22 protein-coding genes and 1 pseudogene are annotated in these 23,518 nt (G+C 60.1%); 8 read left to right on the top strand and 15 right to left on the bottom strand.

All coding sequences use genetic code 11. The annotated features are described in order from the left end of the window. Positions 1-39: 39 nt before the first annotated feature. Positions 40-297 carry a type II toxin-antitoxin system ParD family antitoxin gene (locus AR306_RS04760; protein ID WP_101496402.1) on the top strand — a complete coding sequence of 86 codons (258 nt, stop codon included), beginning with the start codon at positions 40-42 and terminating at the stop codon, positions 295-297. Positions 298-562: 265 nt separating this feature from the next. Here the strand turns inward: AR306_RS04760 and AR306_RS04755 are convergent, their stop codons facing one another. The 10 genes from AR306_RS04755 to grpE form a co-directional block, all read right to left on the bottom strand. Beyond that, positions 563-1,783 carry a flagellin gene (locus AR306_RS04755; protein WP_101496401.1) on the bottom strand — a complete coding sequence of 407 codons (1,221 nt, stop codon included), beginning with the start codon at positions 1,781-1,783 and terminating at the stop codon, positions 563-565. 361 nt (positions 1,784-2,144) lie between these two features. Continuing rightward, the gene (locus AR306_RS04750) at positions 2,145-2,570 is read right to left on the bottom strand and encodes a DUF4149 domain-containing protein (protein ID WP_101496400.1); all 426 of its coding nucleotides are present in this window, start codon (positions 2,568-2,570) and stop codon (positions 2,145-2,147) included. Positions 2,571-2,658: 88 nt separating this feature from the next. Continuing rightward, entirely contained in the window at positions 2,659-3,135 is a 477-nt protein-coding gene (greA, locus tag AR306_RS04745; RefSeq protein ID WP_101496399.1) for a transcription elongation factor GreA, read from the bottom strand. Positions 3,136-3,137: 2 nt separating this feature from the next. Further along, a complete protein-coding gene (gene carB, locus AR306_RS04740) occupies positions 3,138-6,353 on the bottom strand; it encodes a carbamoyl-phosphate synthase large subunit (protein ID WP_101496398.1) in 3,216 nt (1,071 codons plus the stop codon). A 16-nt stretch (positions 6,354-6,369) separates the two neighbouring features. After that, the gene (gene leuE / locus AR306_RS04735) at positions 6,370-7,023 is read right to left on the bottom strand and encodes a leucine efflux protein LeuE (RefSeq protein WP_240622486.1); all 654 of its coding nucleotides are present in this window, start codon (positions 7,021-7,023) and stop codon (positions 6,370-6,372) included. A 5-nt stretch (positions 7,024-7,028) separates the two neighbouring features. Beyond that, entirely contained in the window at positions 7,029-8,171 is a 1,143-nt protein-coding gene (gene carA, locus AR306_RS04730; RefSeq protein ID WP_101496508.1) for a glutamine-hydrolyzing carbamoyl-phosphate synthase small subunit, read from the bottom strand. 338 nt (positions 8,172-8,509) lie between these two features. After that, on the bottom strand, positions 8,510-9,313 hold the full coding sequence (gene dapB, locus AR306_RS04725) for a 4-hydroxy-tetrahydrodipicolinate reductase (RefSeq protein ID WP_101496396.1): 804 nt from the start codon (positions 9,311-9,313) through the stop codon (positions 8,510-8,512). A gap of 256 nt (positions 9,314-9,569) precedes the next feature. Then, positions 9,570-10,691 carry a molecular chaperone DnaJ gene (gene dnaJ, locus AR306_RS04720; RefSeq protein WP_101496395.1) on the bottom strand — a complete coding sequence of 374 codons (1,122 nt, stop codon included), beginning with the start codon at positions 10,689-10,691 and terminating at the stop codon, positions 9,570-9,572. A gap of 99 nt (positions 10,692-10,790) precedes the next feature. Beyond that, positions 10,791-12,710, bottom strand: coding sequence for a molecular chaperone DnaK (gene dnaK, locus AR306_RS04715; protein WP_101496394.1), 1,920 nt, complete (start codon positions 12,708-12,710; stop codon positions 10,791-10,793). Between the two features lie 81 nt (positions 12,711-12,791). Then, on the bottom strand, positions 12,792-13,364 hold the full coding sequence (grpE, locus tag AR306_RS04710) for a nucleotide exchange factor GrpE (RefSeq protein WP_101496507.1): 573 nt from the start codon (positions 13,362-13,364) through the stop codon (positions 12,792-12,794). A gap of 187 nt (positions 13,365-13,551) precedes the next feature. Between grpE and recN the strand changes: the two genes are divergently transcribed. Together recN and AR306_RS13705 are read left to right on the top strand one after the other, a co-directional pair. After that, on the top strand, positions 13,552-15,216 hold the full coding sequence (gene recN / locus AR306_RS04705; RefSeq protein ID WP_101496393.1) for a DNA repair protein RecN: 1,665 nt from the start codon (positions 13,552-13,554) through the stop codon (positions 15,214-15,216). 425 nt (positions 15,217-15,641) lie between these two features. Continuing rightward, positions 15,642-16,094: pseudogene (locus AR306_RS13705) on the top strand (REP-associated tyrosine transposase). A gap of 153 nt (positions 16,095-16,247) precedes the next feature. Here AR306_RS13705 and sfsA read toward each other — a convergent pair. The 4 genes from sfsA to ribA all read right to left on the bottom strand — a co-directional run bounded on the left by sfsA (position 16,248) and on the right by ribA (position 19,233). Next, entirely contained in the window at positions 16,248-16,958 is a 711-nt protein-coding gene (gene sfsA, locus AR306_RS04695) for a DNA/RNA nuclease SfsA (protein ID WP_101496392.1), read from the bottom strand. Continuing rightward, a complete protein-coding gene (locus tag AR306_RS04690) occupies positions 16,948-18,132 on the bottom strand; it encodes a pyridoxal phosphate-dependent aminotransferase (protein WP_101496391.1) in 1,185 nt (394 codons plus the stop codon). The genes sfsA and AR306_RS04690 overlap by 11 nt, the downstream gene beginning before the upstream one ends. Before the next feature lie 67 nt (positions 18,133-18,199). Continuing rightward, complete coding sequence (locus AR306_RS04685; protein ID WP_133539748.1) at positions 18,200-18,601, bottom strand: MFS transporter; 402 nt, start codon at positions 18,599-18,601, stop codon at positions 18,200-18,202. 17 nt (positions 18,602-18,618) lie between these two features. Next, a complete protein-coding gene (ribA, locus tag AR306_RS04680) occupies positions 18,619-19,233 on the bottom strand; it encodes a GTP cyclohydrolase II (RefSeq protein WP_166627901.1) in 615 nt (204 codons plus the stop codon). Positions 19,234-19,245: 12 nt separating this feature from the next. On the opposite strand from ribA, the gene AR306_RS13145 reads away from it, so the two are divergent. Together AR306_RS13145 and AR306_RS04675 are read left to right on the top strand one after the other, a co-directional pair. Next, on the top strand, positions 19,246-19,515 hold the full coding sequence (locus AR306_RS13145) for a hypothetical protein (protein WP_133539746.1): 270 nt from the start codon (positions 19,246-19,248) through the stop codon (positions 19,513-19,515). 5 nt (positions 19,516-19,520) lie between these two features. Further along, the gene (locus AR306_RS04675) at positions 19,521-20,597 is read left to right on the top strand and encodes a 3-deoxy-7-phosphoheptulonate synthase (protein ID WP_101496388.1); all 1,077 of its coding nucleotides are present in this window, start codon (positions 19,521-19,523) and stop codon (positions 20,595-20,597) included. A gap of 73 nt (positions 20,598-20,670) precedes the next feature. Here AR306_RS04675 and AR306_RS04670 read toward each other — a convergent pair whose 3' ends face one another. Further along, the gene (locus tag AR306_RS04670) at positions 20,671-20,943 is read right to left on the bottom strand and encodes a GNAT family N-acetyltransferase (protein WP_101496387.1); all 273 of its coding nucleotides are present in this window, start codon (positions 20,941-20,943) and stop codon (positions 20,671-20,673) included. A 411-nt stretch (positions 20,944-21,354) separates the two neighbouring features. On the opposite strand from AR306_RS04670, the gene AR306_RS04665 reads away from it, so the two are divergent. The 3 genes from AR306_RS04665 to AR306_RS04655 all read left to right on the top strand — a co-directional run bounded on the left by AR306_RS04665 (position 21,355) and on the right by AR306_RS04655 (position 23,510). Then, entirely contained in the window at positions 21,355-22,269 is a 915-nt protein-coding gene (locus AR306_RS04665) for an SPFH domain-containing protein (protein ID WP_101496386.1), read from the top strand. Then, the gene (locus AR306_RS04660; RefSeq protein WP_166627900.1) at positions 22,269-22,742 is read left to right on the top strand and encodes an NfeD family protein; all 474 of its coding nucleotides are present in this window, start codon (positions 22,269-22,271) and stop codon (positions 22,740-22,742) included. Before AR306_RS04665 ends, AR306_RS04660 begins: the two co-directional genes overlap by 1 nt. A gap of 216 nt (positions 22,743-22,958) precedes the next feature. After that, positions 22,959-23,510, top strand: coding sequence for an FtsZ/tubulin family protein (locus AR306_RS04655; RefSeq protein WP_101496384.1), 552 nt, complete (start codon positions 22,959-22,961; stop codon positions 23,508-23,510). Positions 23,511-23,518: the final 8 nt, after the last annotated feature.

Here is a 23,518-nt window from a genome sequence, read left to right as displayed (position 1 = left end):
GCACATATCGTATGAATATTGGTGCAAAAAGGAGGCGATATGTCAGTCGTACGTAAAACCATCACCCTGACTGATCAGCAACATGACTGGGTAAAAATGCGGATTGGCAGTGGCGATTTCACCAATGACAGCGAGTATTTTCGTGATTTGATTCGTCGAGATCAAGAGCGCAGCCTGGCCTTGTTGCAGCTGCGAGCTGCTCTTGAAGAAGGAGAGCAAAGCGGCATCAGCACACGACACCCACAGGACATTATTGACGCAGCCATGGAGCGGCTGAAACATGACGAAAAGCTATAGCCTTGGCAAGAGAGCTAATGCAGACTTCGAAGACATCTTCGTTTACGGCGTTTTGATTGTGCGGATTCTTCGTAGTCAGGATGTGAACTTAGCTTTGACTGCCGAGACGGTTTAGCTAAATTCGAATAATTGATCTATCGTACCCGAAAAACAGTTAGCTAATTAAGCTCGAACCATTAACTACTGCACAAAAAAACCACGCCCTTTTGGGAGCGTGGTTTTTGGGTTTGGTGCCGCGCCCCTTGCGGGGCGGGCGGTGTGGCGGTTAGCGCAGCAGGCTGAGGACGGCCTGTGGCAGCTGGTTGGCCTGTGCCAGGATGGCAGTACCGGCTTGCTGCATGATCTGCTGCTTGCTGAGGTTGGCAGTCTCGGCAGCGTAGTCTGTGTCGGTGACACGGCCACGGGCAGCGGAGACGTTCTCGGCAATATTTTGCAGGTTACCGATGGTATTCTCGAAGCGATTTTGTACCGCACCGAGATCAGCGCGCTGGGCATCAATAGACTGAATCGCTTGGTCAATAGTAAGGATTGCTTTTTGTGCACCCTCTACTGTAGACAAATCAATATCTTGGACAGTGTTAGTTGAGTCTTTGGTAAAGGTTGTAGCCGTTTGGGTACCAGCATTTGTTTCAGCAGTCTTTTTCGCTGCCGCCAAGCTTGAATCCTTACCATCCCATGTTTGAGCAGCACCAATTTTCAACTCAATCTGGCCATCACTGGTTGTACCATTTTCGTTAGCACTCACAAAGCCCACCTGGCCAGCTTCATTGACAAAAGCCCCCACTCCTACGTTGGCATCGTTAACCATGGTGGCAACCGCTTGGTTGATCTCTTTTTGATCACTTGCATCCTTCAGAGCTACACTGTAAGTCTTGGTTTCACCAGCACCTTTCACCGCCACGGAGATGGCAATAGTGCCAGAGCCTGCCGTTCCTACTGTGCCTACGTTAGCAGCCGCCGCGTTATACATAGTTGACTTCAGCGACTTTGAGCTCATTTCATCAATCTTTACCGAAATGGTTTCGTTAGCGGCAGAACCCACCTGGAACGTAGTCGTGCCGTAACTACCATCCAGCAATTTACGGCCACCAAAGGTGGTGGTGTTGGAAATACGGTCCAGTTCTTTTTTCAGCTCGTTAACTTCAGAACCCAACGCTTTACGTTCTTCAGCACTATTAGAGCCATTGGCAGCTTGCAGCGACAAGTCACGCATACGCTGCAGGATACTGGTGGATTGTTCCAGCGCACCTTCGGCGGTTTGCGCCATGGAGATACCGTCGTTGGAGTTCTTCACGGCGACATTCAGGCCGTTGATCTGGCTGCTCAGACGGTTGGCGATTTGCAGGCCGGCGGCGTCGTCTTTGGCACTGTTGATGCGCGAGCCGGTGGACAGGCGCTGCAGCGAGGTAGCCAGGTTGTTGGAAGAAGCGTTCAGGTTGCGCTGAGTGTTCAGGGCGGAAACGTTGGTATTAACGGAAAGTGCCATGATGTTGTCCTCCGGGACGGTTTTGCTTATGTCGATCGCGGGCTGGTGGTTGCCAGCACCGTTTTCATTTCTTGCTTCCTGTATCGGTACTGCTACAAAAAGCTTTAATCTTTTTTGATCCTGCCGGCGTTCCGTTTTGATTTGCGTGACGGGCCAGCGCTGGACTTGGTGTATGTATCGTTGGGTCGGAAGAAAACTTTAGCGTTGAGTTTTGTGATGGCGGTTTGCAGCAACAGCGGTGTACAGATGTAGCAGGGCTGTGCCGCTAGGGATGGCGGCACCAAGCTTACAGGGATGTACTTGCAGCGACCCTGCGGAATCTGTACACCGCTGTCGCTTTTCTCGCACAGGAAAGGGAGAATTATGACTTACGCGGCAGCGGCTGGGTCAGCAGGACAAGGCCGCAACCAAGCATGGCACCGTACAGGCCGCGGATCAGGGTGGCGCTGATCGCTTCCTGGCCATAGGCGAGCAAGACCAGCAGGGCCAGCAGCCAGATGCCGAGCAGCAGCTGGCCGCGCAGCTGGCTGACCAGTGCGCCCGGGCCGCTGGTGCGTGCCAGTATCAGCATTTGCACGGTGCTGGCCATCAGGGTCAGTACCAGCAGCGCCGGGCGCAGCTGGCCGTTGACTTCCTGCAGCAGCATGGGGGCAAAGCCGATTTTGACCAGCATGGGCATGAACAGCAGCAGCGAGGCCATGTGCGCACCCAGCCACAGGGTTTGCAGCAGCTGCCAGAGCATGGCGGGAAGGGGCAAAAATTCGGGAGTGGCCGGGGTACGGGACATGGTCAGGGGTTCCTTGGCAGCCCCTGCCCGCCCGCAGATGCGGGCGCAGGGAGTGCTCCGGCCATGGACTGGACGGAGCGGAGGGGTGTTACAGGTGTTGCACTTCGAGGATTTCGTATTCCACCACGCCGTTGGGCGTGTGTACGGGAACCACTTCGCCCTCTTCCTTGCCGATCAGGGCGCGGGCGATGGGGGAAGTCACGGAAACCTTGCCCTGCTTGAAGTCGGCTTCGTCTTCGCCGACGATCTGGTAACTGACGGTTTCGTCATTGTCCAGGTTGCACAGCTCGACGGTGACGCCAAAGATCACCTTGCCTGAATGCGGCAAGGTGGTGATGTCGATGATCTGGGCCGCCGACAGGCGGCCCTCGATATCGTTGATGCGCGCCTCGACCATGCCCTGCTGTTCGCGGGCGGCATGGTATTCGGCGTTTTCCTTGAGGTCACCCAGCTCGCGTGCGGTGGCGATGGCATCGGTAATCTGCGGGCGCATCACGGTTTTCAGGTGTTTCAGTTCGTCTTCCAGGGCTTTCGCGCCCTGGACGGTCATCGGGAATTTGCTCAATGTTACAGTCCTGCATGCAAGTCTTGCAGTCGGCGCACGGTTTTTTCCGGGCCAAACTTCAGGGCTTCACATACCGCCTGGCCGGCTGCCAGGGTGGTGGTGATGTAGACCTTGTTCTGCAAGGCGTTACGGCGAATGGAGAAGGAGTCGGCGATTGATTGCCGGCCTTCGGTGGTGTTTACAATCAGGGAGATCTCCTGGTTCTTGATCATGTCGACAATGTGCGGGCGACCTTCGGTAACCTTGTTGACGCGGCGTACCTGCAGGCCGGCGGCTTCGATCACCTTGGCGGTGCCACTGGTGGCGACCAGGTTGAAGCCCAGCTCCAGCAGGTCTTTGGCCAGCTGGGCCACTTCGCCCTTGTCGCCTTCGCGCACGCTGAGGAAGGCACAGCCGGCCTGCGGCAGTTTTTCGCCGGCGCCGGCCTGGGCCTTGGCAAAGGCTTCGGCAAAGCTGTCGCCAACGCCCATGACCTCACCGGTGGATTTCATCTCCGGACCGAGAATGGTATCAACCCCGGGGAATTTGGCAAAGGGGAACACCGCTTCCTTGACGCTGAAGAACGGCGGGATGATCTCCTTGGTGAAGCCCAGTTCCTTGAGGGTTTTGCCGGCCATGACGCGGGCGGCAATCTTGGCCAGCGAGTCGCCGATGCACTTGGACACGAACGGCACGGTGCGCGAGGCACGCGGGTTGACCTCGATGACGAAGATGTCATCGCCCTGCACCGCCATCTGTACGTTCATCAGGCCGCGCACGCCCAGCTCCAGCGCCATGCGGCTGACCTGGTCGCGGATGGTGTCCTGGGCCTTCTGTGACAGCGAGTAGGCCGGCAGCGAGCAGGCGGAGTCACCGGAGTGTACGCCGGCCTGTTCGATGTGCTGCATGATGCCGCCGATGACGACCTGTTCGCCGTCACAAATGGCGTCAATGTCGACCTCGATGGCGCTATTGAGGAAGTGGTCGAGCAGTACCGGGCTGTCGTTGGACACCTGCACCGCTTCGCGCATGTAACGCTTGAGTTCTTCCTCGTCGTAGACGATTTCCATGGCGCGACCGCCCAGTACGTAGGACGGGCGTACCACCAGCGGGTAGCCGATGTTCTTGGAGTGGCGGATGGCCTCTTCTTCGCTGCGTGCGGTGGCGTTGTTGGGTTGCAGCAGGTTGAGGCGCTCGACCATCTGCTGGAAGCGTTCGCGGTCTTCGGCGCGGTCGATGGCATCCGGGCTGGTGCCGATGATGGGCACGCCGGCCTCTTCCAGCGCGCGGCAGATTTTCAGCGGGGTCTGGCCGCCGTACTGCACGATGACGCCCTTGGGCTGCTCGACGCGGACGATTTCCAGCACGTCTTCCAGGGTGACCGGCTCGAAGTACAGACGGTCGGAGGTGTCGTAGTCGGTGGAAACGGTTTCCGGGTTGCAGTTGACCATGATGGTCTCGTAGCCGTCTTCACGCATGGCCAGCGCGGCATGCACGCAGCAGTAGTCGAACTCGATGCCCTGGCCGATGCGGTTGGGGCCGCCGCCGAGGATCATGATCTTGTCACGCTCGCTCGGGTTGGCCTCGCACTCTTCCTCGTAGCTGGAGTACATGTAGGCGACGTCGGTGGCGTACTCGCCGGCACAGGTGTCGACCCGCTTGTACACGGGGAAGACTTCCAGCTGGTGGCGGCGGTTGCGCACTTCCTTCTCGGAAATGGCCAGCAGCTTGGCCAGACGCGCATCGCTGAAGCCCTTGCGCTTGAGGCGCAGCAGGGTGGCGCGGTCGAGCTGGGCAAAGCCCATCTTGCGCAGCTGCTCGGCTTCGTTGTAGAGGTCTTCGATCTGGATCAGGAACCAGTGGTCGATTTTGGTCAGCTGGTGGATTTCGTCACGGCTCATGCCGGCACGGAAGGCATCGGCGATGTACCAGATGCGCTCGGCACCGGGCACCGACAGCTCGCGGCGCAGGATGGCGTGCAGCTCGGGATCGTCCATGTCGACGATGGAATCCAGGCCGGTGACACCGACTTCCAGGCCGCGCAGGGCTTTCTGCAGGGACTCCTGGAAGGTGCGGCCCATGGCCATGACTTCACCGACAGACTTCATCTGGGTGGTGAGGCGGGCGTCGGCCTTGGGGAATTTCTCGAAGGCGAAGCGCGGCATCTTGGTGACGACGTAGTCGATGGTCGGCTCGAAGGAGGCCGGGGTACGGCCGTCGATGATGTCGTTGGCCAGCTCGTCCAGGGTGTAACCCACGGCCAGCTTGGCGGAGATCTTGGCGATCGGGAAGCCGGTGGCCTTGGAGGCCAGCGCCGAGGAGCGGGATACGCGCGGGTTCATCTCGATGACGACCATGCGGCCGGTGTCGGGGCAGATGCCGAACTGGACGTTGGCACCGCCGGTTTCCACGCCGACCTCGCGCATGACGGCAAAGGAGGCGTCGCGCATGATCTGGTATTCACGGTCGGTCAGGGTCTGTGACGGGGCCACGGTGATGGCATCACCGGTGTGTACGCCCATGGGGTCGAAGTTCTCGATGGAGCAGACGATGATGCAGTTGTCGTTTTTGTCACGAATCACCTCCATCTCGTACTCTTTCCAGCCGATCAGGGATTCGTCGATCAGCAGCTCGCGGGTTGGCGACAGTTCCAGACCACGGGAGCAGATGTCCTCGAACTCTTCGCGGTTGTAGGCAATGCCGCCGCCGGTGCCGCCCATGGTGAAACTGGGTCGGATGATGCAGGGAAAGCCGACCTGGTCGAGCACGCCGTAGGCTTCGTCCATGCTATGGGCAATGCCGGAGCGCGGGCACTCAAGACCGATGTCGCGCATGGCCTTGTCGAAGCGGGAGCGGTCTTCGGCCTTGTCGATGGTGTCGGCGTTGGCACCGATCATTTCCACGCCGAACTTTTCCAGCACGCCTTCGCGCTCCAGCGCCAGGGCGCAGTTGAGCGCGGTCTGGCCGCCCATGGTGGGCAGGATGGCATCCGGGCGCTCTTTTTCGATGATCCTGGCCACGGTCTGCCACTGGATCGGCTCGATGTAGGTGGCGTCGGCCATGGCCGGGTCGGTCATGATGGTGGCCGGGTTGGAGTTGACCAGAATGACGCGGAAGCCTTCTTCGCGCAGGGATTTGCAGGCTTGTGCGCCGGAGTAGTCAAACTCGCAGGCCTGGCCGATGACAATGGGGCCGGCGCCGATGATCAGGATGCTTTTGATGTCTGTGCGTTTTGGCATGGGTATTCTCGTACTTTCAAGTCAGGGTTGCGGTGGCCAGCTTGACGCCAAAGCTGACAAACAATGCGCCCACTCCGGTCAGGGCACCGGTGGCCAGGCGTTGCCGCTGGCGGAACCAGTGCGCCAGGCGGGCGCCGGTAAAGATCAGGATGCTCAGGTAGATGCCACTGATGATTTGCACAATGACACCAAGCACCAGGAAGGACAGACCCGGATGGGCGTACGCCGGGTCGACAAACTGGATGAAGAATGAAACGAAAAACAGGATGGCTTTGGGGTTGGACAGGCTGAGTAGCAGTGCCTTGCGCGTCGGCCGGCTGGACAGCTTGTGCTGGCGCTGCGGTGCGTCGGCCGGCTCCGGGTGGCGCATCCGGCGCCAGGCACCGAGCAGCATGCTCAGGCCCAGCCAGCACAGGTAGGCACCACCGGCATACTTTAGCGCCATGAACAGCATGGGCTCGGTGCGCAGCAGCGAGGCCACGCCGAGGGCCGACAGGACCATCAGGATGGCGTCACCGATGAAGATTCCCAGTGCCGCGCGGTAGCCGTTGGCCACACCACGGGCTGCGGCCGTGGCCAGCACGAACAGGGAATTGGGCCCCGGCAGCAGCACGATGAAGATCGTGCCGATGACGAAGGTCCAGAGGTCGGTGATGCCCAGTCCGTCCAGCATGCTCAGCCCTGCTTCGCCTGTTGCATCAGTGCCACGAAACGGTCGTAGAAGGCGCTGCTGGTGTTGGGCTCGGCGCTCAGGTGCGGTACGCCCTGGAAGCCGATGGCCGGTTTGCCGGCCACTTCAATGCCCTGCACGCAGTTGTCAGGCAGCGCGGCATGGGTCAGCTTGAGGCTGGCCGGCAGGCTGGCGGCATCGATGGCAAAGCTGTGATGCTGGCTGCTGATCATGACCTGGCCGCTGGCCAGATCCTTGACCGGGTAGTTGACGCCGACGCGGGCAACCGGCAGGCGCTTGAGCTGTGCGCCATTGGCCAGCGCCAGCAGCTGATGACCCAGACCAACGCCGAACAGGGGCACGCCGGCGTCCTGCAGTTGTTGCACGGTGGCAATCGCCGCGCTGCAGGCACTGGCTTCGCCGGGGCCGGAAGACAGCACCACGCCATCGGGCTTTTGTGCCAGCACGTCGCTGGCCGGTGTACCGGCCGGTACTACGGTCAGCTGGCAACCCTTGGCCACCAGGTCGCGCAGCAGCGAGCGCGGCACGCCGAAGTCATAGACGGTGACTTTCCAGGGCAGCTGGTCGGCCGATGGTTGCGTGTGGCTGTCGCTTTCCAGGCTCCAGGGGCCTTCGCTCCAGTCATGGCTGTTGGCAGTGGTAACCGCCGCGACCAGTGCGTTGGTGTCAGCGCCGGCAAAGCCGCGTACCAGCTCCAGCGCCCGTGCCTCGGTGGCGTCGGCACCGGTCAGGATGCAGCCGTTCTGGGTGCCGTTGTCGCCCAGGATGCGGGTCAGGCGGCGGGTGTCGATGTCGGCAATGGCGACGGTGTTGTTGGCCAGCAGGAAGTCTTGCAGGCTCTGGTTGCTGCGCCAGTTGCTGGCGATCAGCGGCAGGTCGCGGATGATCAGGCCGGCGGCCTGCACACGGGCCGATTCGCCATCCAGCGAGTTGATGCCGCTGTTGCCGATGTGCGGGTAGGTGAATGCCAGCAGCTGCCCGGCGGATGCCGGATCGGTCAGCAGTTCCTGGTAACCGGACATGGCTGTGCTGAACACAACCTCGCCCAGCGCGTGACCCTCTGCACCGATGGCAGTGCCGTGAAAAATGCTGCCGTCAGCAAGGGCGAGAATGGCTGGCTTGGACAAATGGACCTCCCGTTTTGAGTCTTTTACGCGCACCGGTTCGCAAAAAAGCGGAATGACGTGGGTAAACATCATTCCGCTTTTTTTGATCATTCATGTGGGGTGCGCTTCTAGTGGATACACTAAAGGGGCATTGTACGGCAGTTTCGGCAAAACCGGAAGGACAAATACCTCGGTGTTTACGCTTCCGCGCTGTCGGCTCTGATTGCCCCGCCCGGAAGATCGGAGCGGTCGTCGTACAGGAAAAGATGTGTAGCAGTTCAGGAGCGGAAACAGCCCGTATTCACCGGCCTTGCGCACCGGTTCAGGACAAGCCCGCTCCCGAATTTCCCGACCGGCTGTCAGTCGAGACCCAGCACCTCGTTCATGCTGTAAAGACCGGCCGGCTTGCCTTCCAGCCAGGCAGCGGCGCGTACTGCACCACGGGCGAAGGTCTTGCGGCTGGATGCACGGTGGGTGATCTCGGTACGACCGCCATCGGCAGCGAACATCACAGTGTGGTCACCGACCACGTCACCGGCGCGCACTGCCGAGATGCCGATCACTTCACGCGGACGGGCTCCGGTCTGGCCTTCGCGGCCATAAACGGCAACTTTTTCCAGATCACGGCCCAGCGCATTGGCGATGATCTCGCCCATGGCCAAAGCAGTGCCGGACGGCGCGTCAACCTTGTCACGGTGGTGGGTTTCGATGATCTCGATGTCGACTTCGTTACCCAGCACGCGGGCAGCCATGTCGACCAGTTTCAGGCACAGGTTGACGCCGACGCTGTAGTTGGCGGCAAACACGATGGGGATCTCGGTTGCTGCCTCTTCGATCAGCTTGCGTTCGGCCGCGGTAAAACCGGTGGTACCGATGATCATGCCCTTGCCGGCCTTGCGGCAGACTTCCAGGTTTTTCAGGGTCACGGTCGGGTGGGTGAAATCCACCAGCACGTCAAAGCTGTCCAGCACCTGCTCCAGGTCGCTGACCACCTCGATACCGGTTTTGCCAATGCAGGCCAGCTCGCCGATATCGACTCCGATCAGGCTGCTGTCCGGACGGGCGATGGCTGCTGTCAACAAAATCCCCTGGGTGGCCTTGACGGTGTCAATCAGGGTTCTTCCCATGCGTCCGGCCGCACCGGTCACTGCGATTCTCAACATGTCTGTACTCTCTTGTCGCTCTTGTGGAGCTGATGTCCGGGGCGAAACCGGGCCGTGCATCTGGCCGGTGCCGCCCTAACAAAAGCCGCAGGGTTGCTGCGGCTCGTTTGGTGTATCGCTGCTATCTTAACGGTTATTGCCGGATCGGGTAACCGACTTTAATCGAGCATCCCTTGCGTGCGAATAAATTCGCACCTACAGGTGCATAGGCCCGCTGGTGATCCGGATTTATCCGGACATGGGCGTTATAAAAGGGTTATTTGTTATCGCCAAAAAACCGCTTCATGCCGTCAAACCAGCCGGTGGCACGGGGCGAATGGGATTCGTCCTGCAAGGATTCGCGCAGCTCTTCCAGCAGCTCGCGCTGGCGCTTGTTGAGCTTGACCGGGGTTTCCACCACCACGCGGCACATCAGGTCGCCGATGCCGCCACCACGTACCGGGGTGACGCCCTTGCCACGCAAGCGGAACAGCTTGCCGGTCTGGGTGCCTTCGGGAATTTTCAGCTTGACGCGACCATCCAGCGTCGGCACTTCCAGCTCGCCGCCCAGGGTGGCATCAACAATGCTGATCGGCACCTCGCAGTGCAGGTTGCGCCCGTCGCGTTCGAAGATGTCGTGCGGTTTGACGCTGACCACCACATAGAGGTCGCCCGCCGGACCGCCGTGCGCACCGGCCTCGCCTTCGCCGGTCAGGCGGATGCGGTCACCGGTATCGACACCAGCCGGAACCTTGACCGACAGGGTCTTGCTGTCTTCCACCCGGCCCTGCCCATGACAGGTGCCGCAGGGGTCGGTGATCATCTGGCCGCTGCCATGACAGCGCGGGCAGGTCTGCTGCACGGCAAAGAAGCCCTGCTGCATGCGCACCTGGCCCATGCCGTTACAGGTGGTACAGGTGACCGGCTTGGTACCCTTCTTGGCACCACTGCCGTCACAGGTCTTGCATTCGGACAGGGTCGGCACGCGGATTTCCACGGTTTTGCCGCGCACTGCATCTTCCAGCGACAGCTCCATGGTATAGCGCAGGTCGCTGCCGCGCTGCGGGCCGCCGCGCCGGCTGCCGCCGCCACCAAAGAAGTCACTGAACACATCACCAAATACATCCGAGAAGCCGGCACCGCCAAAACCGCCGGCACCGCCCATCTGCGGGTCGACACCGGCATGGCCGTACTGGTCGTAGGCCGCACGCTTGTCTGCGTCGGACAGCACTTCGTAGGCTTCGGTGGCTTCCTTGAATTTGTCCTCGGCGTTCTTGTCGTCGGGGTTGCGGTCCGGGTGGAACTTCATGGCCAAACGCCGGTAGGCTTTTTTCACCTCGGCTTCGCTGGCGCCGCGCTCGACGCCGAGCACTTCATAAAAATCGCGTTTCGTAGACATGACACTCTTCGCTTGTTCGTTCGTGCAAACAACAATGCGGGAGCACGCCCCCGCATTGTTCTGGTTCAGACCGGATTGAACAGGTCCACAGGAGACGCCTTACTTCTTGTCGTCTTCCTTGACTTCCTCGAACTCGGCATCCACCACGTCGTCCGCATCGCTGGCCTGACCGGCATCCGCTTCGGCCTGGCCTGCTTCAGCCTGTTCGGCGTACATCTTCTGCGCTACCGGAGCGCTGGCCTGGGACAGGGCCTCGACCTTCGCGTCGATGGCTTCCTTATCGTCGCCTTTCAGCGCTTCTTCCAGCTCGGCCAGTGCGGCCTCGATGGCGGTTTTTTCGTCGTCACTCACCTTGTCGGCATGCTCGGACAGCATCTTTTTGGTGGCGTGAACCAGCTGGTCACCCTGGTTGCGGGCGGTAACCAGCTCCTCGAACTTGCGGTCTTCCTCGGCATTCGCCTCGGCATCGCGCACCATTTGCTCGATTTCCTCGTCGCTCAGGCCGGAGTTGGCCTTGATCACGATGGACTGCTGCTTGCCGGTGGCCTTGTCCTTGGCGGACACGTTGAGGATACCGTTGGCGTCGATGTCAAAGGTTACCTCGATTTGTGGCACACCACGTGGCGCTGGCGGAATGTCGGCCAGGTCAAATTTGCCCAGTGACTTGTTCTGCGCGGCCTGCTTGCGCTCGCCCTGCAGCACGTGAATGGTTACCGCACCCTGATTGTCGTCGGCGGTTGAGAACACCTGCGACTTCTTGCTCGGGATGGTGGTGTTCTTCTCGATCAGCGCGGTCATCACGCCGCCCATGGTTTCGATACCCAGGGTCAGCGGGGTCACGTCGAGCAGCAGCACGTCTTTTACGTCACCAGCCAGAACCGCGCCCTGAATGGCGGCACCCATGGCCACGGCTTCGTCCGGATTGACGTCTTTACGCGCTTCGGTGCCGAAGAAATCGGCCACGGTTTGCTGGACCAGCGGCATGCGGGTCTGGCCACCGACCAGAATCACGTCGTTGATCGCCTTGGCATCCAGGCCGGCATCCTGCAGCGCAATGCGGCAAGGCTCCAGCGTGCGCTTGACCAGGTCCTCGACCAGCGATTCCAGCTTGGCACGGGTCACTTTGACGTTCAGGTGTTTTGGACCGGTGGCATCGGCAGTGACGTACGGCAGGTTGACGTCGGTCTGCTGGGCGGAGGACAGCTCGATCTTGGCTTTCTCGGCGGCTTCTTTCAGGCGCTGCATGGCCAGCGGGTCGCCTTTCAGATCCATGCCGTTCTCTTTCTTGAACTCGTCGGCCAGATAGTCGATCAGGCGGATGTCGAAGTCTTCACCACCGAGGAAGGTATCACCGTTGGTGGCCAGAACCTCGAACTGGTGCTCGCCGTCGATCTCGGCAATTTCAATCACGGATACGTCAAAGGTACCGCCACCCAGGTCATAGACGATAATGGTGTGGTCGCCCTTGCCCTTGTCCATACCGTAGGCCAGTGCCGCAGCGGTTGGCTCGTTGATAATGCGTTTAACGTCCAGACCAGCAATGCGGCCAGCATCTTTAGTGGCCTGACGCTGGCTGTCGTTAAAGTACGCAGGAACGGTAACCACCGCTTCGGTGACCGGCTCGCCCAGGTAGTCCTCGGCGGTTTTCTTCATCTTTTTCAGCACTTCGGCGGAGATTTGAGGTGGAGCCATTTTCTCGCCCTTTACCTCAACCCAGGCATCGCCGTTGTCGGCCTTGACAATGGTGTAAGGCACCATCTTGATGTCTTTCTGCACGACGTCTTCGTCGAAACGGCGACCGATCAGGCGCTTGACCGCGTACAGGGTGTTTTGCGGGTTGGTTACTGCCTGACGCTTGGCCGCCTGACCGACCAGAATCTCGCCGTCGTTGGTGTAGGCGATGATGGACGGGGTGGTACGGCCGCCTTCGGCGTTTTCAATAATCTTGGATACACCGTTTTCCAGTACGGAAACACAGGAGTTGGTAGTACCCAGGTCAATACCGATAATCTTGCTCATGTCTGATGACTCCAAAAAAACGTTTAGCTAATGGCAATGTTTGAAACTGATGGACACTTAATGGGGCTGCAAACCGGCTTTTCAAGCCTGTTCGTCAATTTTCACCGGCGCTTCGCTGGGTGCCTTGCTCACCACCACCATGGCCGGGCGCAGCAGCCTGCCGTTGAGGGTGTAGCCGCACTGGAACACCTTGAGCACGCTGTCGGGCTCGGCGCTGGTGCTTTCTTCCATTGCCATGGCCTGATGCAGCTCGGGGTTGAACGGCTGACCCAGCGGATCGACCCGCTCGACCTGAAAGCGCCTGAGGGTATCGAGCAACTGCTTGAGGGTCAGCTGCATACCTTCGAGCATCGGCTTGACCGCCTCATTGGCCTGATCGGCCACCTGGGTGCCCCGCTCCAGCGAGTCGACCACGGCCAGCATGTCGCCGGCGAATTTTTCCAGCGCGAACTTGTGGGCCTTCTCGACATCCTGCTCGCTACGGCGGCGGATGTTCTGCATTTCGGCAACCGCACGCAGCGCCTGGTCCCTGGCTTCGGCCAGTTGCGCCTCCAGCTCTTCGACACGGGCCTGCAGGCCGCCCTGCTCCAGTTCCTGCGCGACCTGTTCTTCGCTGAGCGGTGCGTCCTGATCCTGTTGCTGTTCGTCTGTCATCATCATTCCTCGTTGCTGTCTGTAACCACATGCCGCCCGCAGGCGCATGCCGAATATCCAAAGTGACGCCTATATGGGGACGTAGCGACAACAGTTCAAGCAACCGGCACGATTTTTACTGCAATGCTTGTACGCAAAAACAATTCACTGTATAAATACACAGCATAAAAAGACCGGAGCACACACCATGCTGCTGCAACTGACCGTACACAACTATGCCATTGTCGATCACCTGGATCTGGAGCTGAAACCGGGTATGAGCGTGATCACCGGCGAGACCGGTGCCGGCAAGTCGATCATGCTCGACGCCCTCAGCCTGACACTGGGTGCCCGCGCCGATAGCGGCGTGGTGCGCCCCGGTGCAGACAAGGCGGACATTCTGGCCAGCTTCGACATCCGGTCGATTCCCGAAGCCGCTGCCTGGCTGGCCGAACGCGACCTGGACAATGACGGGCAGTGCCTGCTGCGCCGGGTCATCACCGCCGAAGGCCGCTCACGCGGCTACATCAACGGCACGCCCTGCACCCAGGCCGACCTGCGCGAGCTGGGTGCGCTGCTGATCGACATCCACAGCCAGCACGAACATCAGTCGCTGCTGAAAACCGATACCCATCGCCGCCTGCTGGACGAGTATGCCAATGTGCTGCCCCTGAGCCAGGAGGTCAGCCAGATCGCCCGCCAGTGGCAACAGAAAAACAGCCTGTTGCAACGCCTGTCCAGCAACAGCGAGGAACAGCAGTCGCGCATCCAGCTGCTCAGCTACCAGCTGGAAGAGCTGGATGCCTTGTCGCTGGGCGAGGACGAGCTGGAAGCGCTGGAGCAGGAGCAGCAAACCCTGTCCCAGGCAGGTCAGCTGCTGGAGCATTGCCGTTTCATCATCGACCTGTGCAGCGAGGGCGAAGGCAGTACCGTGCTGGCCGCACTGGCCAGCGGCCTGAACCGTGGCCGTGCCTTCAGCCAGCCGCCGGCCGCCCTGCTGCAATGCAACGAGCTGCTGACCAGCGCCCAGATCCAGATCGAGGAAGCGGTCGGCGAACTGAACCGTTTCATCGACAACTTTGATTGCGACCCCGAGCGCCAGCAGTGGGTGGATGAACGGCTGGACAGCATCTACAGCCTGGCCCGCAAGCACCGCGTGCAGCCGCACGAGCTGAGCGAGTTGCACCAGCAACTGCTGCAGGACCTGGAAGGGCTGCAGGGCGAGGACGGCCAGCTGGAAACACTGGCTACCGAGCTGGAACAGCTGGCCGCCACCTATGCCACCAAGGCCGCTACCTTGGGCAGCAAACGGGCCGGAGCAGCGAAGAAGCTGCAAAAGGCCGTGAGCGAACGCATGCAGGGGCTGGGCATGCCGGGCGGACGCTTCGAGATCTGCCTGAGCACCAGTGACAGTTCGCAGCCGGTGGTGCATGGTCTGGAAAGCATCGAATTTCTGGTCAGCGCCAACCCGGGCCAACCGGTCAAAGCACTGGCCCGCGTTGCCTCCGGTGGCGAGCTGTCACGCATCAGCCTGGCCATCCAGGTGATTACCGCCCAGACCTCGCGCGTGCCGACGCTGGTCTTCGACGAAGTGGATGTCGGCATTGGCGGCCCCACTGCCGAAATTGTCGGCCAGTTGCTGCGTCAACTCGGCGAAACCGGGCAGGTGCTGACCGTGACTCACCTGCCGCAGGTGGCGGCACAGGGGCATCAACACCTGTTCGTCTATAAGCAGCGCGGCAAGGACAGCACCTCGACTGCGGTGCGCGAGCTGGCACCGGAACAACGCACCGAAGAGGTGGCGCGGATGCTCGGTGGTGTCGAAATGACGGAAGAGTCGCTGGCGCATGCCAGAAAGATGTTGGCCGGGTAGTTGGTTTTTGCACTTGTGGTGATTGGGTGGGAAAGACACTCCGCAAAGCTCACGGGGGATTTTTAGCACTTAGGTACCAAGGGCGAGAACACTCCGCAAAGCTCGCGGGGGATTTTTAGCACTTAGGTACCAAGGGCGGAGAGAACACTCCGCAAAGCTCGCGGGGGATTTTTAGCACTTAGGTACCAAGGGCGGAGAGAACACTCCGCAAAGCTCGCGTCGCCACGCCCGGCAAGCCGGACATGTCGACAAGGCTTTGCTACGGTCCTCCCCGCCCTGCACACCGTGCGACTGGAGGGATTCTGGTCCGGCTTTGCCGGACTGCTGCCGCTCCAATGATCAGACCCCGAGCCTTGGTTATTGACCTGTAGGTGCGAATTTATTCGCACAAAACGGATTGATACCTAACAGGAGACATAAGGATCATGTCTTATTCAGAGCTTCTTAAAGGCCGCCATAGCGAAAGCGGCCGCATTTACTTTGTCACTACCGTACTGGCCAGGCGCGACCAGCCACTGTTTTACGACTTGACGTGCGCACGCGAGGTCATCCACGAAATGCGCAGGCTGCATGACCAGTCTTTGGTTTCGTCACTCGCCTAGGTTGTCATGCCTGATCATTTACACTGGCTGTTCCAGCTGGGTGATGCCGAATCCCTTGGCGTCGTCATGAAAAAACTGAAGGCCCGCTCGGCGCAATCCATTAACACCTGCCTGAAACGCACCGGACCTGTCTGGCAAAAAGCCTATTTTGATCGCGCCATACGCAAAGAAGAGGACCTTCGGAAGATCGCAAGGTACATCATTGCCAACCCTCTGCGGGCCGGATTGGTGAGCAGCGTGAAGGATTACCCCCACTGGGATGCTGCATGGTTATAAAGAGCAGCCTCGGTCACACCCGGTGCAAGATCCATGTGCGAATGAATTCGCACCTACACAACAGCCCGGCTTTGTAGGTTCGAATTCATTCGAACATCCGCGCAACCTGTCACGCCCGGGGCAAGATGCATGTGCGAATGAATTCGCACAATATCAAACCAGTTGCAATTGACGAACCACTTCGATACGTCCCTCATCCGGCAGGATGTCAACGCCGTAGGCCAATACTGTAACGCCAGCGGCCTTGGCTTCGGCTAGTGCAGCGGCATAGGCGGGGTCGATTTCGGCGGCGGCACGCACCCCGGTGATACCGGTCAGATTCACGCAATAGAGCAATACGGTACGCTGGCCGGCCCGGGCCAGGCGGGTCAGTTCGCGCAGGTGTTTGGTGCCGCGCTCGGTTATCGCATCAGGAAAAGCTGCAATATCAGAATCAGGAAAACCGAGAGTCACGCTTTTCACCTCGACAAACACCTGCTCTTCACCAAACTCCAGACAAAAATCGGCACGGCTGTTTTCTTCGCCATAACGCACTTCACGGCGCAAACGGTCGAAACCGGCCAGTTCACTGATCACCCCGTTTTGCAGCGCTTCCTCGACCAGCGCATTGGCGCGGCCGGTGTTGACGCAGGCCAGCCGGCCATGGGGCGTCTGCAAAATCTCCAGCGTGGCCTTGAGCTTGCGTCCGGGGTCGTCATTGCGCACAAACCAGGCGGTTGCGCCTTCTTGCAGGCAATTGAGCATCGAGCCGGTATTCGGACAGTGTGCCGTCACCAGCTCGCCATCGGCAGCTTCCATGTCGGCAAAAAAGCGCTTGTAGCGTTTCAGCAGACGCCCCTGCTCTAGCGCTGCATCAAACTGCATGACGGGCTTTCCATGCGCTCAGGCCGGCAGCAATACGCGCCACGGCTTGCTGCAAACGGGGTATTGGCTGGGTATAGGCAAAGCGCACGTGCTCGGCAGCACGGTGACGGCCAAAATCGATTCCCGGAGTCAGCGCGACGTGCTGTTCTTCGAGGAAATAGCGGCAGAATTCGTAGGAATCACCACCAAAGGCGGAGATATTCGCATACAGGTAAAACGCGCCCTGTGGTTCGACCTCGATCCTGAAGCCCAGCTCGCGCAGCGCCGGTAACAGGTAGTCGCGGCGGGCGGCAAATTCGTGCCTGCGCTGCTCGAAAATGTCCTGCGCCGCCGGCGTGAAACAGGCCAGCGCCGCATGCTGTGCCAGGGTCGGTGCGCTGATGAACAGGTTCTGCGCCAGTTTCTCCAGTTCGGGCACGGCGTTTTCCGGCGCCACCAGCCAGCCCAGCCGCCAGCCGGTCATGCCGAAGTACTTGGAAAAGCTGTTGAGCACAAAGGCGTTGTTGTCCACTTCCAGCACGCTGGGCGCGTCCATGCCGTAGGTCAGGCCGTGGTAGATCTCGTCCACCAGCAGCACTCCGCGCTGTGCCTGCACCGCCTGGCTCAGGCTGGCCAGCTCGTCCCGCGCCAGTACGGTACCGGTCGGGTTGGCCGGTGAAGCGACCAGCGCGCCGACGCAATCGGCATCCCAGTAACGCTGTACGAGGTCGGCGGTCAGCTGGTAATTGGTTTCTGGTCCGACCGGAACCAGCTGGGCACCGCCCTCCACCACGCGCAAGAAATGGCGGTTGCACGGATAGCCCGGATCGGCCAGCAGCCAGTGCTTGCCCGGGTCGACCAGCAGGGCGCTGGCCAGCAGCAAGGCACCGGAGCCGCCCGGGGTGACCACGATCCGGCCCGGATCGAGCTGCAGCCCGTGGCGCTGCTGATAGAGCCCGGCAATTGCTTCACGCAATTGTGGCAAGCCCAGCGCCGGGGTATAGGCGGTTGCGCCGGCATCCAGCGCGGCCCGGGCGGCGTCCTTCACCGGCGTGGCAGTGCTGAAGTCCGGCTCGCCGATTTCCAGGTGGATCACGTCATGGCCAGCCGCCTGCAGCTCGTTGGCCCGCTGCAGCAGGGCCATGACATGAAAAGGCTCAATGGCACGACTGCGTGCACTGTAAACAAAATTCATAGATCAACTCCGGAAATCGATCGCTGCGTCACCCGCTACGAAAACATCCTGACAGCAGCCCTGCGGCCTACCACAGCTGCCTGGGTGTGCGGTACAGCCAGAGCAGCAGCATGCTGGTCAGGCACAACAGAAGTACTGGTGTCTGCTCCAGCCCCGACAGGCGGCCAAGCAAAGCGGCAACGGCCGGCAACATTGCGGTCAGCAGGGCCCGGCGGCGCACCAGAAAGTAGGTCTGCCACAGTTTTGGCAAGCGCTGGGGCACCGCGACCGAAAACTCGACCAGGACAGACTTGAAGGTATTGAAAGGCGAACGGCTAAAAAACACCGTCAGCAGGCCGGCAACGAAAAAGATCAGCCCGGCCAGCGAATGTTGCAGCAAGGCTGTCAACCGGAACGGCAACGGAACCAGCAGGATTGCCGCCAATACCAGCAATGCCAGCCACCACTGTCCGGCGGAACGGAGACGCAAGGAACCTGTCTGCATGGTCAGTCGTGATGCTCGTCCTGGTGCTCGCGACCCAGCCAGTGCCCCAGTTTGTTGGCCTTGGTAGCCAGATACAGCCTGTTGTGGGAATTCTCGCCCACCTGCAGCGGCTTGCGTTCACTAACAACTACACCAAAGCCCTGTACTGCGTTGACCTTGCGCGGGTTATTGGTCATCAGGCGCAGGGAGTGGATGCCCAGATGGTCAAGCATCGGTTTGCAGATCGAGTAGTCACGCAGGTCGGCGGCAAAGCCGAGTTGTTCATTGGCCTCGACCGTATCGGCACCGCCATCCTGCAGCTGGTAGGCGCGGATCTTGTTGAGCAGGCCGATGCCACGGCCTTCCTGGCGCAGGTACAGCAATACGCCACGGCCCTCTGCGGCAATGGCATGCAGGGCCGCCTCAAGCTGGGCGCCGCAATCGCAACGCTGGCTGAACAGGGCGTCGCCGGTCAGGCATTCGGAGTGCAGGCGGCCCAGCACCGGCTCGCCATCTGCGACATCGCCCAGCGTCAGGGCCACGTGCTCCTTGCCGGTTTCCTCATCCAGAAAACCATGCATGGTGAACTCGGCAAACGGGGTGGGCAATTTTGAAGCGGCAACAAAAACGACAGCCACCATGGACTCCTGATGGAAAACGGATCAAGTGCGGGATTGTACTGCTTTAGTCGCCATCTGACCAATGAAAAGCACATCGCCCGGCTTGCCGTCAATGCGCCTGTTGCGCCTGCAGGCGCAGCGCGGCTTGCCTGTCGGGGCAAAATGGCCAGCTTTCGGTGCCGGGACCACTGCAGCACAAGGCTGACGGCTGTTTTCAGCCGGCCCTTTCGCTCCTGCCTGCAAAAGGTTATGGTTTGCTGTTATTATTTTCAAGATTTCAAAATCACCTCCAGCGAGTGACCCAAATGGCCGATTTACCCATCAGTGACCTGAACATTTCTTCCAATATCGCGCTGATCACGCCCGATCAGCTGAAAAAGAAAATCCCGCTTACCGACAAGGCCCGCCAGACCGTTAGCGAAGGCCGCCAGGTGGTGCGTGATATTCTGGATGGCAAGGATCACCGCCTGTTTATCGTCATCGGCCCCTGCTCCATCCATGACCTGAAGGCTGCCCACGAATACGCCGACCGTCTCAAGGCTCTGGCCGACGAGCTGTCCGATACGCTGTACATCATCATGCGGGTCTACTTTGAAAAACCGCGCACCACGGTCGGCTGGAAGGGGCTGATCAACGACCCCTATCTGGATGACTCGTTCCGCATCGAGGACGGCCTGCATATCGGTCGCCAGTTGTTGCTGGACCTGGCGGAGAAAGGCCTGCCGACCGCGACCGAAGCGCTGGACCCGATCACGCCACAGTACATGCAGGACCTGATCAGCTGGTCGGCCATTGGCGCACGTACCACCGAATCCCAGACTCACCGTGAAATGGCCTCCGGCCTGTCTTCGGCAGTCGGCTTCAAGAACGGCACCGACGGCGGCCTGACCGTTGCGATCAACGCGCTGCAGTCGGTTTCCAGCCCGCACCGCTTTCTTGGCATCGACCAGAGCGGCCAGGTATCGATCGTCACCACCAAAGGCAATCCTTACGGCCACGTGGTGCTGCGCGGCGGCAACGGCAAGCCCAACTACGACTCGGTCAGCGTTGCCCTGTGCGAGCAGGAGCTGGTCAAGAACAAGATCACTCCAAACATCATGATCGACTGCAGCCATGCCAACTCCAACAAGGACCCGGCCCTGCAGCCGCTGGTGCTGGAAAACATCACCACCCAGATTGTCGACGGCAACAGCTCGATCAGCAGCCTGATGATTGAAAGCCATCTGGGCTGGGGTAACCAGTCCATTTGCGAGGACATCAGCCAGCTCAAGTACGGCATCTCGATTACCGATGCCTGCATCGACTGGGACACCACGGAGCGCTCCCTGCGCGCCATGCGTGACAAGCTCAAGGATGTGCTGCCCAAGCGCCAGCGCGGCTAAGCTGCACAGCTCAAGGCACAAAAAGAAGCCCCAATTCCGGGGCTTCTTTGATTCAGACGCTGCAGCAGCCTGCTCAGGCCTTGCCGGCCTCACGCTTCAGATACACCTCGACATAGCTGCAGCTGGGAATGACTTCAAAACCCTTGTCGCGGGCATATTCCAGTGCCGCAGCCGTGACCACCGCAGCCAGCCCCTTGCCGCGTAATTCGTTGGGTACAAAAGTGTGGCAAAAATCCAGAGTGTTGTCGTCCACCTTGCGATAGTCCAGATGGGCGCGATGCCCTTCAACAAACACCTCGAAACTTCCCGCCTGCTCGTTATGGGTAACCTTGTGTGTCGTTGTCATGTCACTCAGCTCCTTGTAGATGCATTCACACCCAGCATACACAGCACAAGATTTTCTGCACGCAAAAAAAAGACGGCCAAGAGGCCGTCTTCAAACACGTTCCAGGGAGGAACGCTACGCATGAATATGTCTTCTCGCAGGAGGTAGACAGTTGCACTATACGCCCCTGCGACGAGCGCCAACACCCCACAAAAGTCTAACGGGTCTGTATGTGACCATCCGGTTCAAACGGCAGATACAACCTGACAACCGGGCGCTGGTCACGACATCCCCGGCAACGCTCTGAGCGGTTTTTTGGCCCCGGTAACCCCTTTGTCGCAAAACATGGTTTGATTTTTTCACCAAAAGCATAATAATTCCCGGGTTCTGGACATCCGGCTCAAGCCGCCCATTATTTCCAAGGAGTCTGTTATGGATGCGTTACTTCCCTTCTTTGCCGTCTTGCTGGCACTGGTTGTGGTGTTTTTCTTTGCCGGTGTCAAGGTGGTCCCCCAGGGCCAGCAGTGGACGGTCGAGCGCTTCGGCCGCTACACCGCGACACTGGAGCCGGGCCTGAACCTGATCATTCCCTTTGTTGACCGCATCGGCTTTCGCCTGTCAATGATGGAGTCGGTGCTGGACGTCCCCTCGCAAACCGTGATTTCCAAGGACAACGCCGCCGTCACCGCCGACGGCGTGGTGTTCTACCGCATCATGGAGGCCGCCAAGGCCGCCTATCAGGTCAACAACCTGACCTATGCCATCGTCAACCTGACCATTACCAACCTGCGTTCGGTGCTGGGTTCGATGGAGCTGGACCACATGCTGTCCAATCGCGAGGAGATCAACGAGCGCCTGCTGGCTGCCGTTGACCTGGCCACCACGCCCTGGGGCATCAAGGTCACCCGCATCGAGATCCGCGACCTGAGCATGTCACCCGAGCTGCAGGAAGCGATGAACCTGCAGATGACCGCCGAACGCCACCGCCGCGCCGTGGTTACCAAGGCCAATGGTGACAAGGAAGCCGCCGTATTGCAGGCGCAGGGTCAGCGTGAAGCACAGGTGCTGCAGGCCCAGGGCGAAAAAGAAGCCGCCTTCCTCAATGCCGAGGCCCGCGAGCGTGAGGCTCTGGCCGAAGCCAAGGCCACCCGCGTGGTGTCGCAGGCAATCAGCGAGGGCGATGTGCAGGCGCTGCAATACTTTCTCGGCATCAAGTATGTCGAAGCCCTGCAGCAGATCGGCCAGGGTGACAACAGCAAGCTGGTGCTGATGCCGCTGGAAGCCTCCGGTGTCACTGGTGCAGTCGCCGGCATCACCGAACTGCTGAAGAATACGCAGGCCAAATGATGCTTGAGCTGATTTTTGCCTCGCACTGGTACTGGCTGATTGCCGCCGCACTGTTGCTGATCCTGGAAATCATCATTCCCGGGATTTTCCTGATCTGGCTCGGGCTCGGCGCAGCACTGGTCGGCCTGTTCCTGCTGCTGGTACCCGGGGCTGATCCGGCCTGGCAACTGCTGGCACTGGCGGCCAGCATCTGCATTGCGGTCGCTGCCGGCCTCAAGTGGCAGAAAAAACTGCTGCACCGGCAACCGCAGTCCCTCAATCTGGGGCTGGAAGGCTTTATCGGCCGGAGCGCCCGCGTCAGCCAGGCATTTGTACACGGCCAGGGGCGGGTATATCTGGAAGACAGCACCTACGCCGCCGTCTGCAACAGCGCTGCATTGAGCGAAGGCCTGCCCGTGGTGGTGACTGCCGTTGACGGCGGGCTGCTGGTGGTCGAGCCGGAACGGGCTACCCCGCCGCCGGCAAGCCATTGATAGTATTTACATCAAGCCGCCCTTCGCTTATGTTAGCCGGAAAATGATGTGCCGATTTTATCTGCAGCTGCGGCACCAGGGTCCGACGGGCGGCACACGCCCGCATCATGTCCGGCCTGGCACACCGGACGGCCACAGAGCTGGTATCGGTATCCGAAATAACGCCAGGCACTTTACGGCGTTTGTACATTCTTTTATCCCTGTTGGAGGTTTTCCATGCGTAAAACTCTAGTAATGGGCTTGGGCGGCGCCGGCATGAACATTGCCAGCCGCGTCAAGCAGGAGCTGGGCTGCGACATTCTGGCGGTCAACACCAATGCTGCAACACTGGCCTCCAGCCCCTTTGACCAGCGCCTGCAAATCGGTGCCAGCAGCTGCGAAGGCAAACCGGCCCAGTCAGTACACCGCGGCCAGCTGGCGGCAGAAGAGTCCCTGGAAGACCTGCGCTACTCCATTCGCGGTGCCGACCGCCTGATCCTGCTGACCGGTCTGGGTGGCGGTACTGCCAGCGGTGCCTCACCGGTGATTGTTGACCTGGCGCTGGAGATGGGAATCGAAGTGATCATGGTCGCCACCCTGCCCTTTGATTTTGAAAAGCCGCAACGCGCCGCAGCACAGGAAGCACTGGCCTTGCTGGAAAAGAAAAACATCAGGCTCATCCTGCATGACCATGCCAAAGCCCTGCAGCCCGGCAAGGCCCTGCTCGATTATTACAACAAGGCCTCGGCCGACATTGCCGTTGACGTGCAAAAGTTGCTGGCGGAGTGAGCGGTTCC

This window comes from Thiopseudomonas denitrificans (assembly GCF_002866065.1).
GTDB lineage: Bacteria > Pseudomonadota > Gammaproteobacteria > Pseudomonadales > Pseudomonadaceae > Thiopseudomonas > Thiopseudomonas denitrificans.
This window is presented reverse-complemented; position numbering and strand designations above follow the sequence as displayed.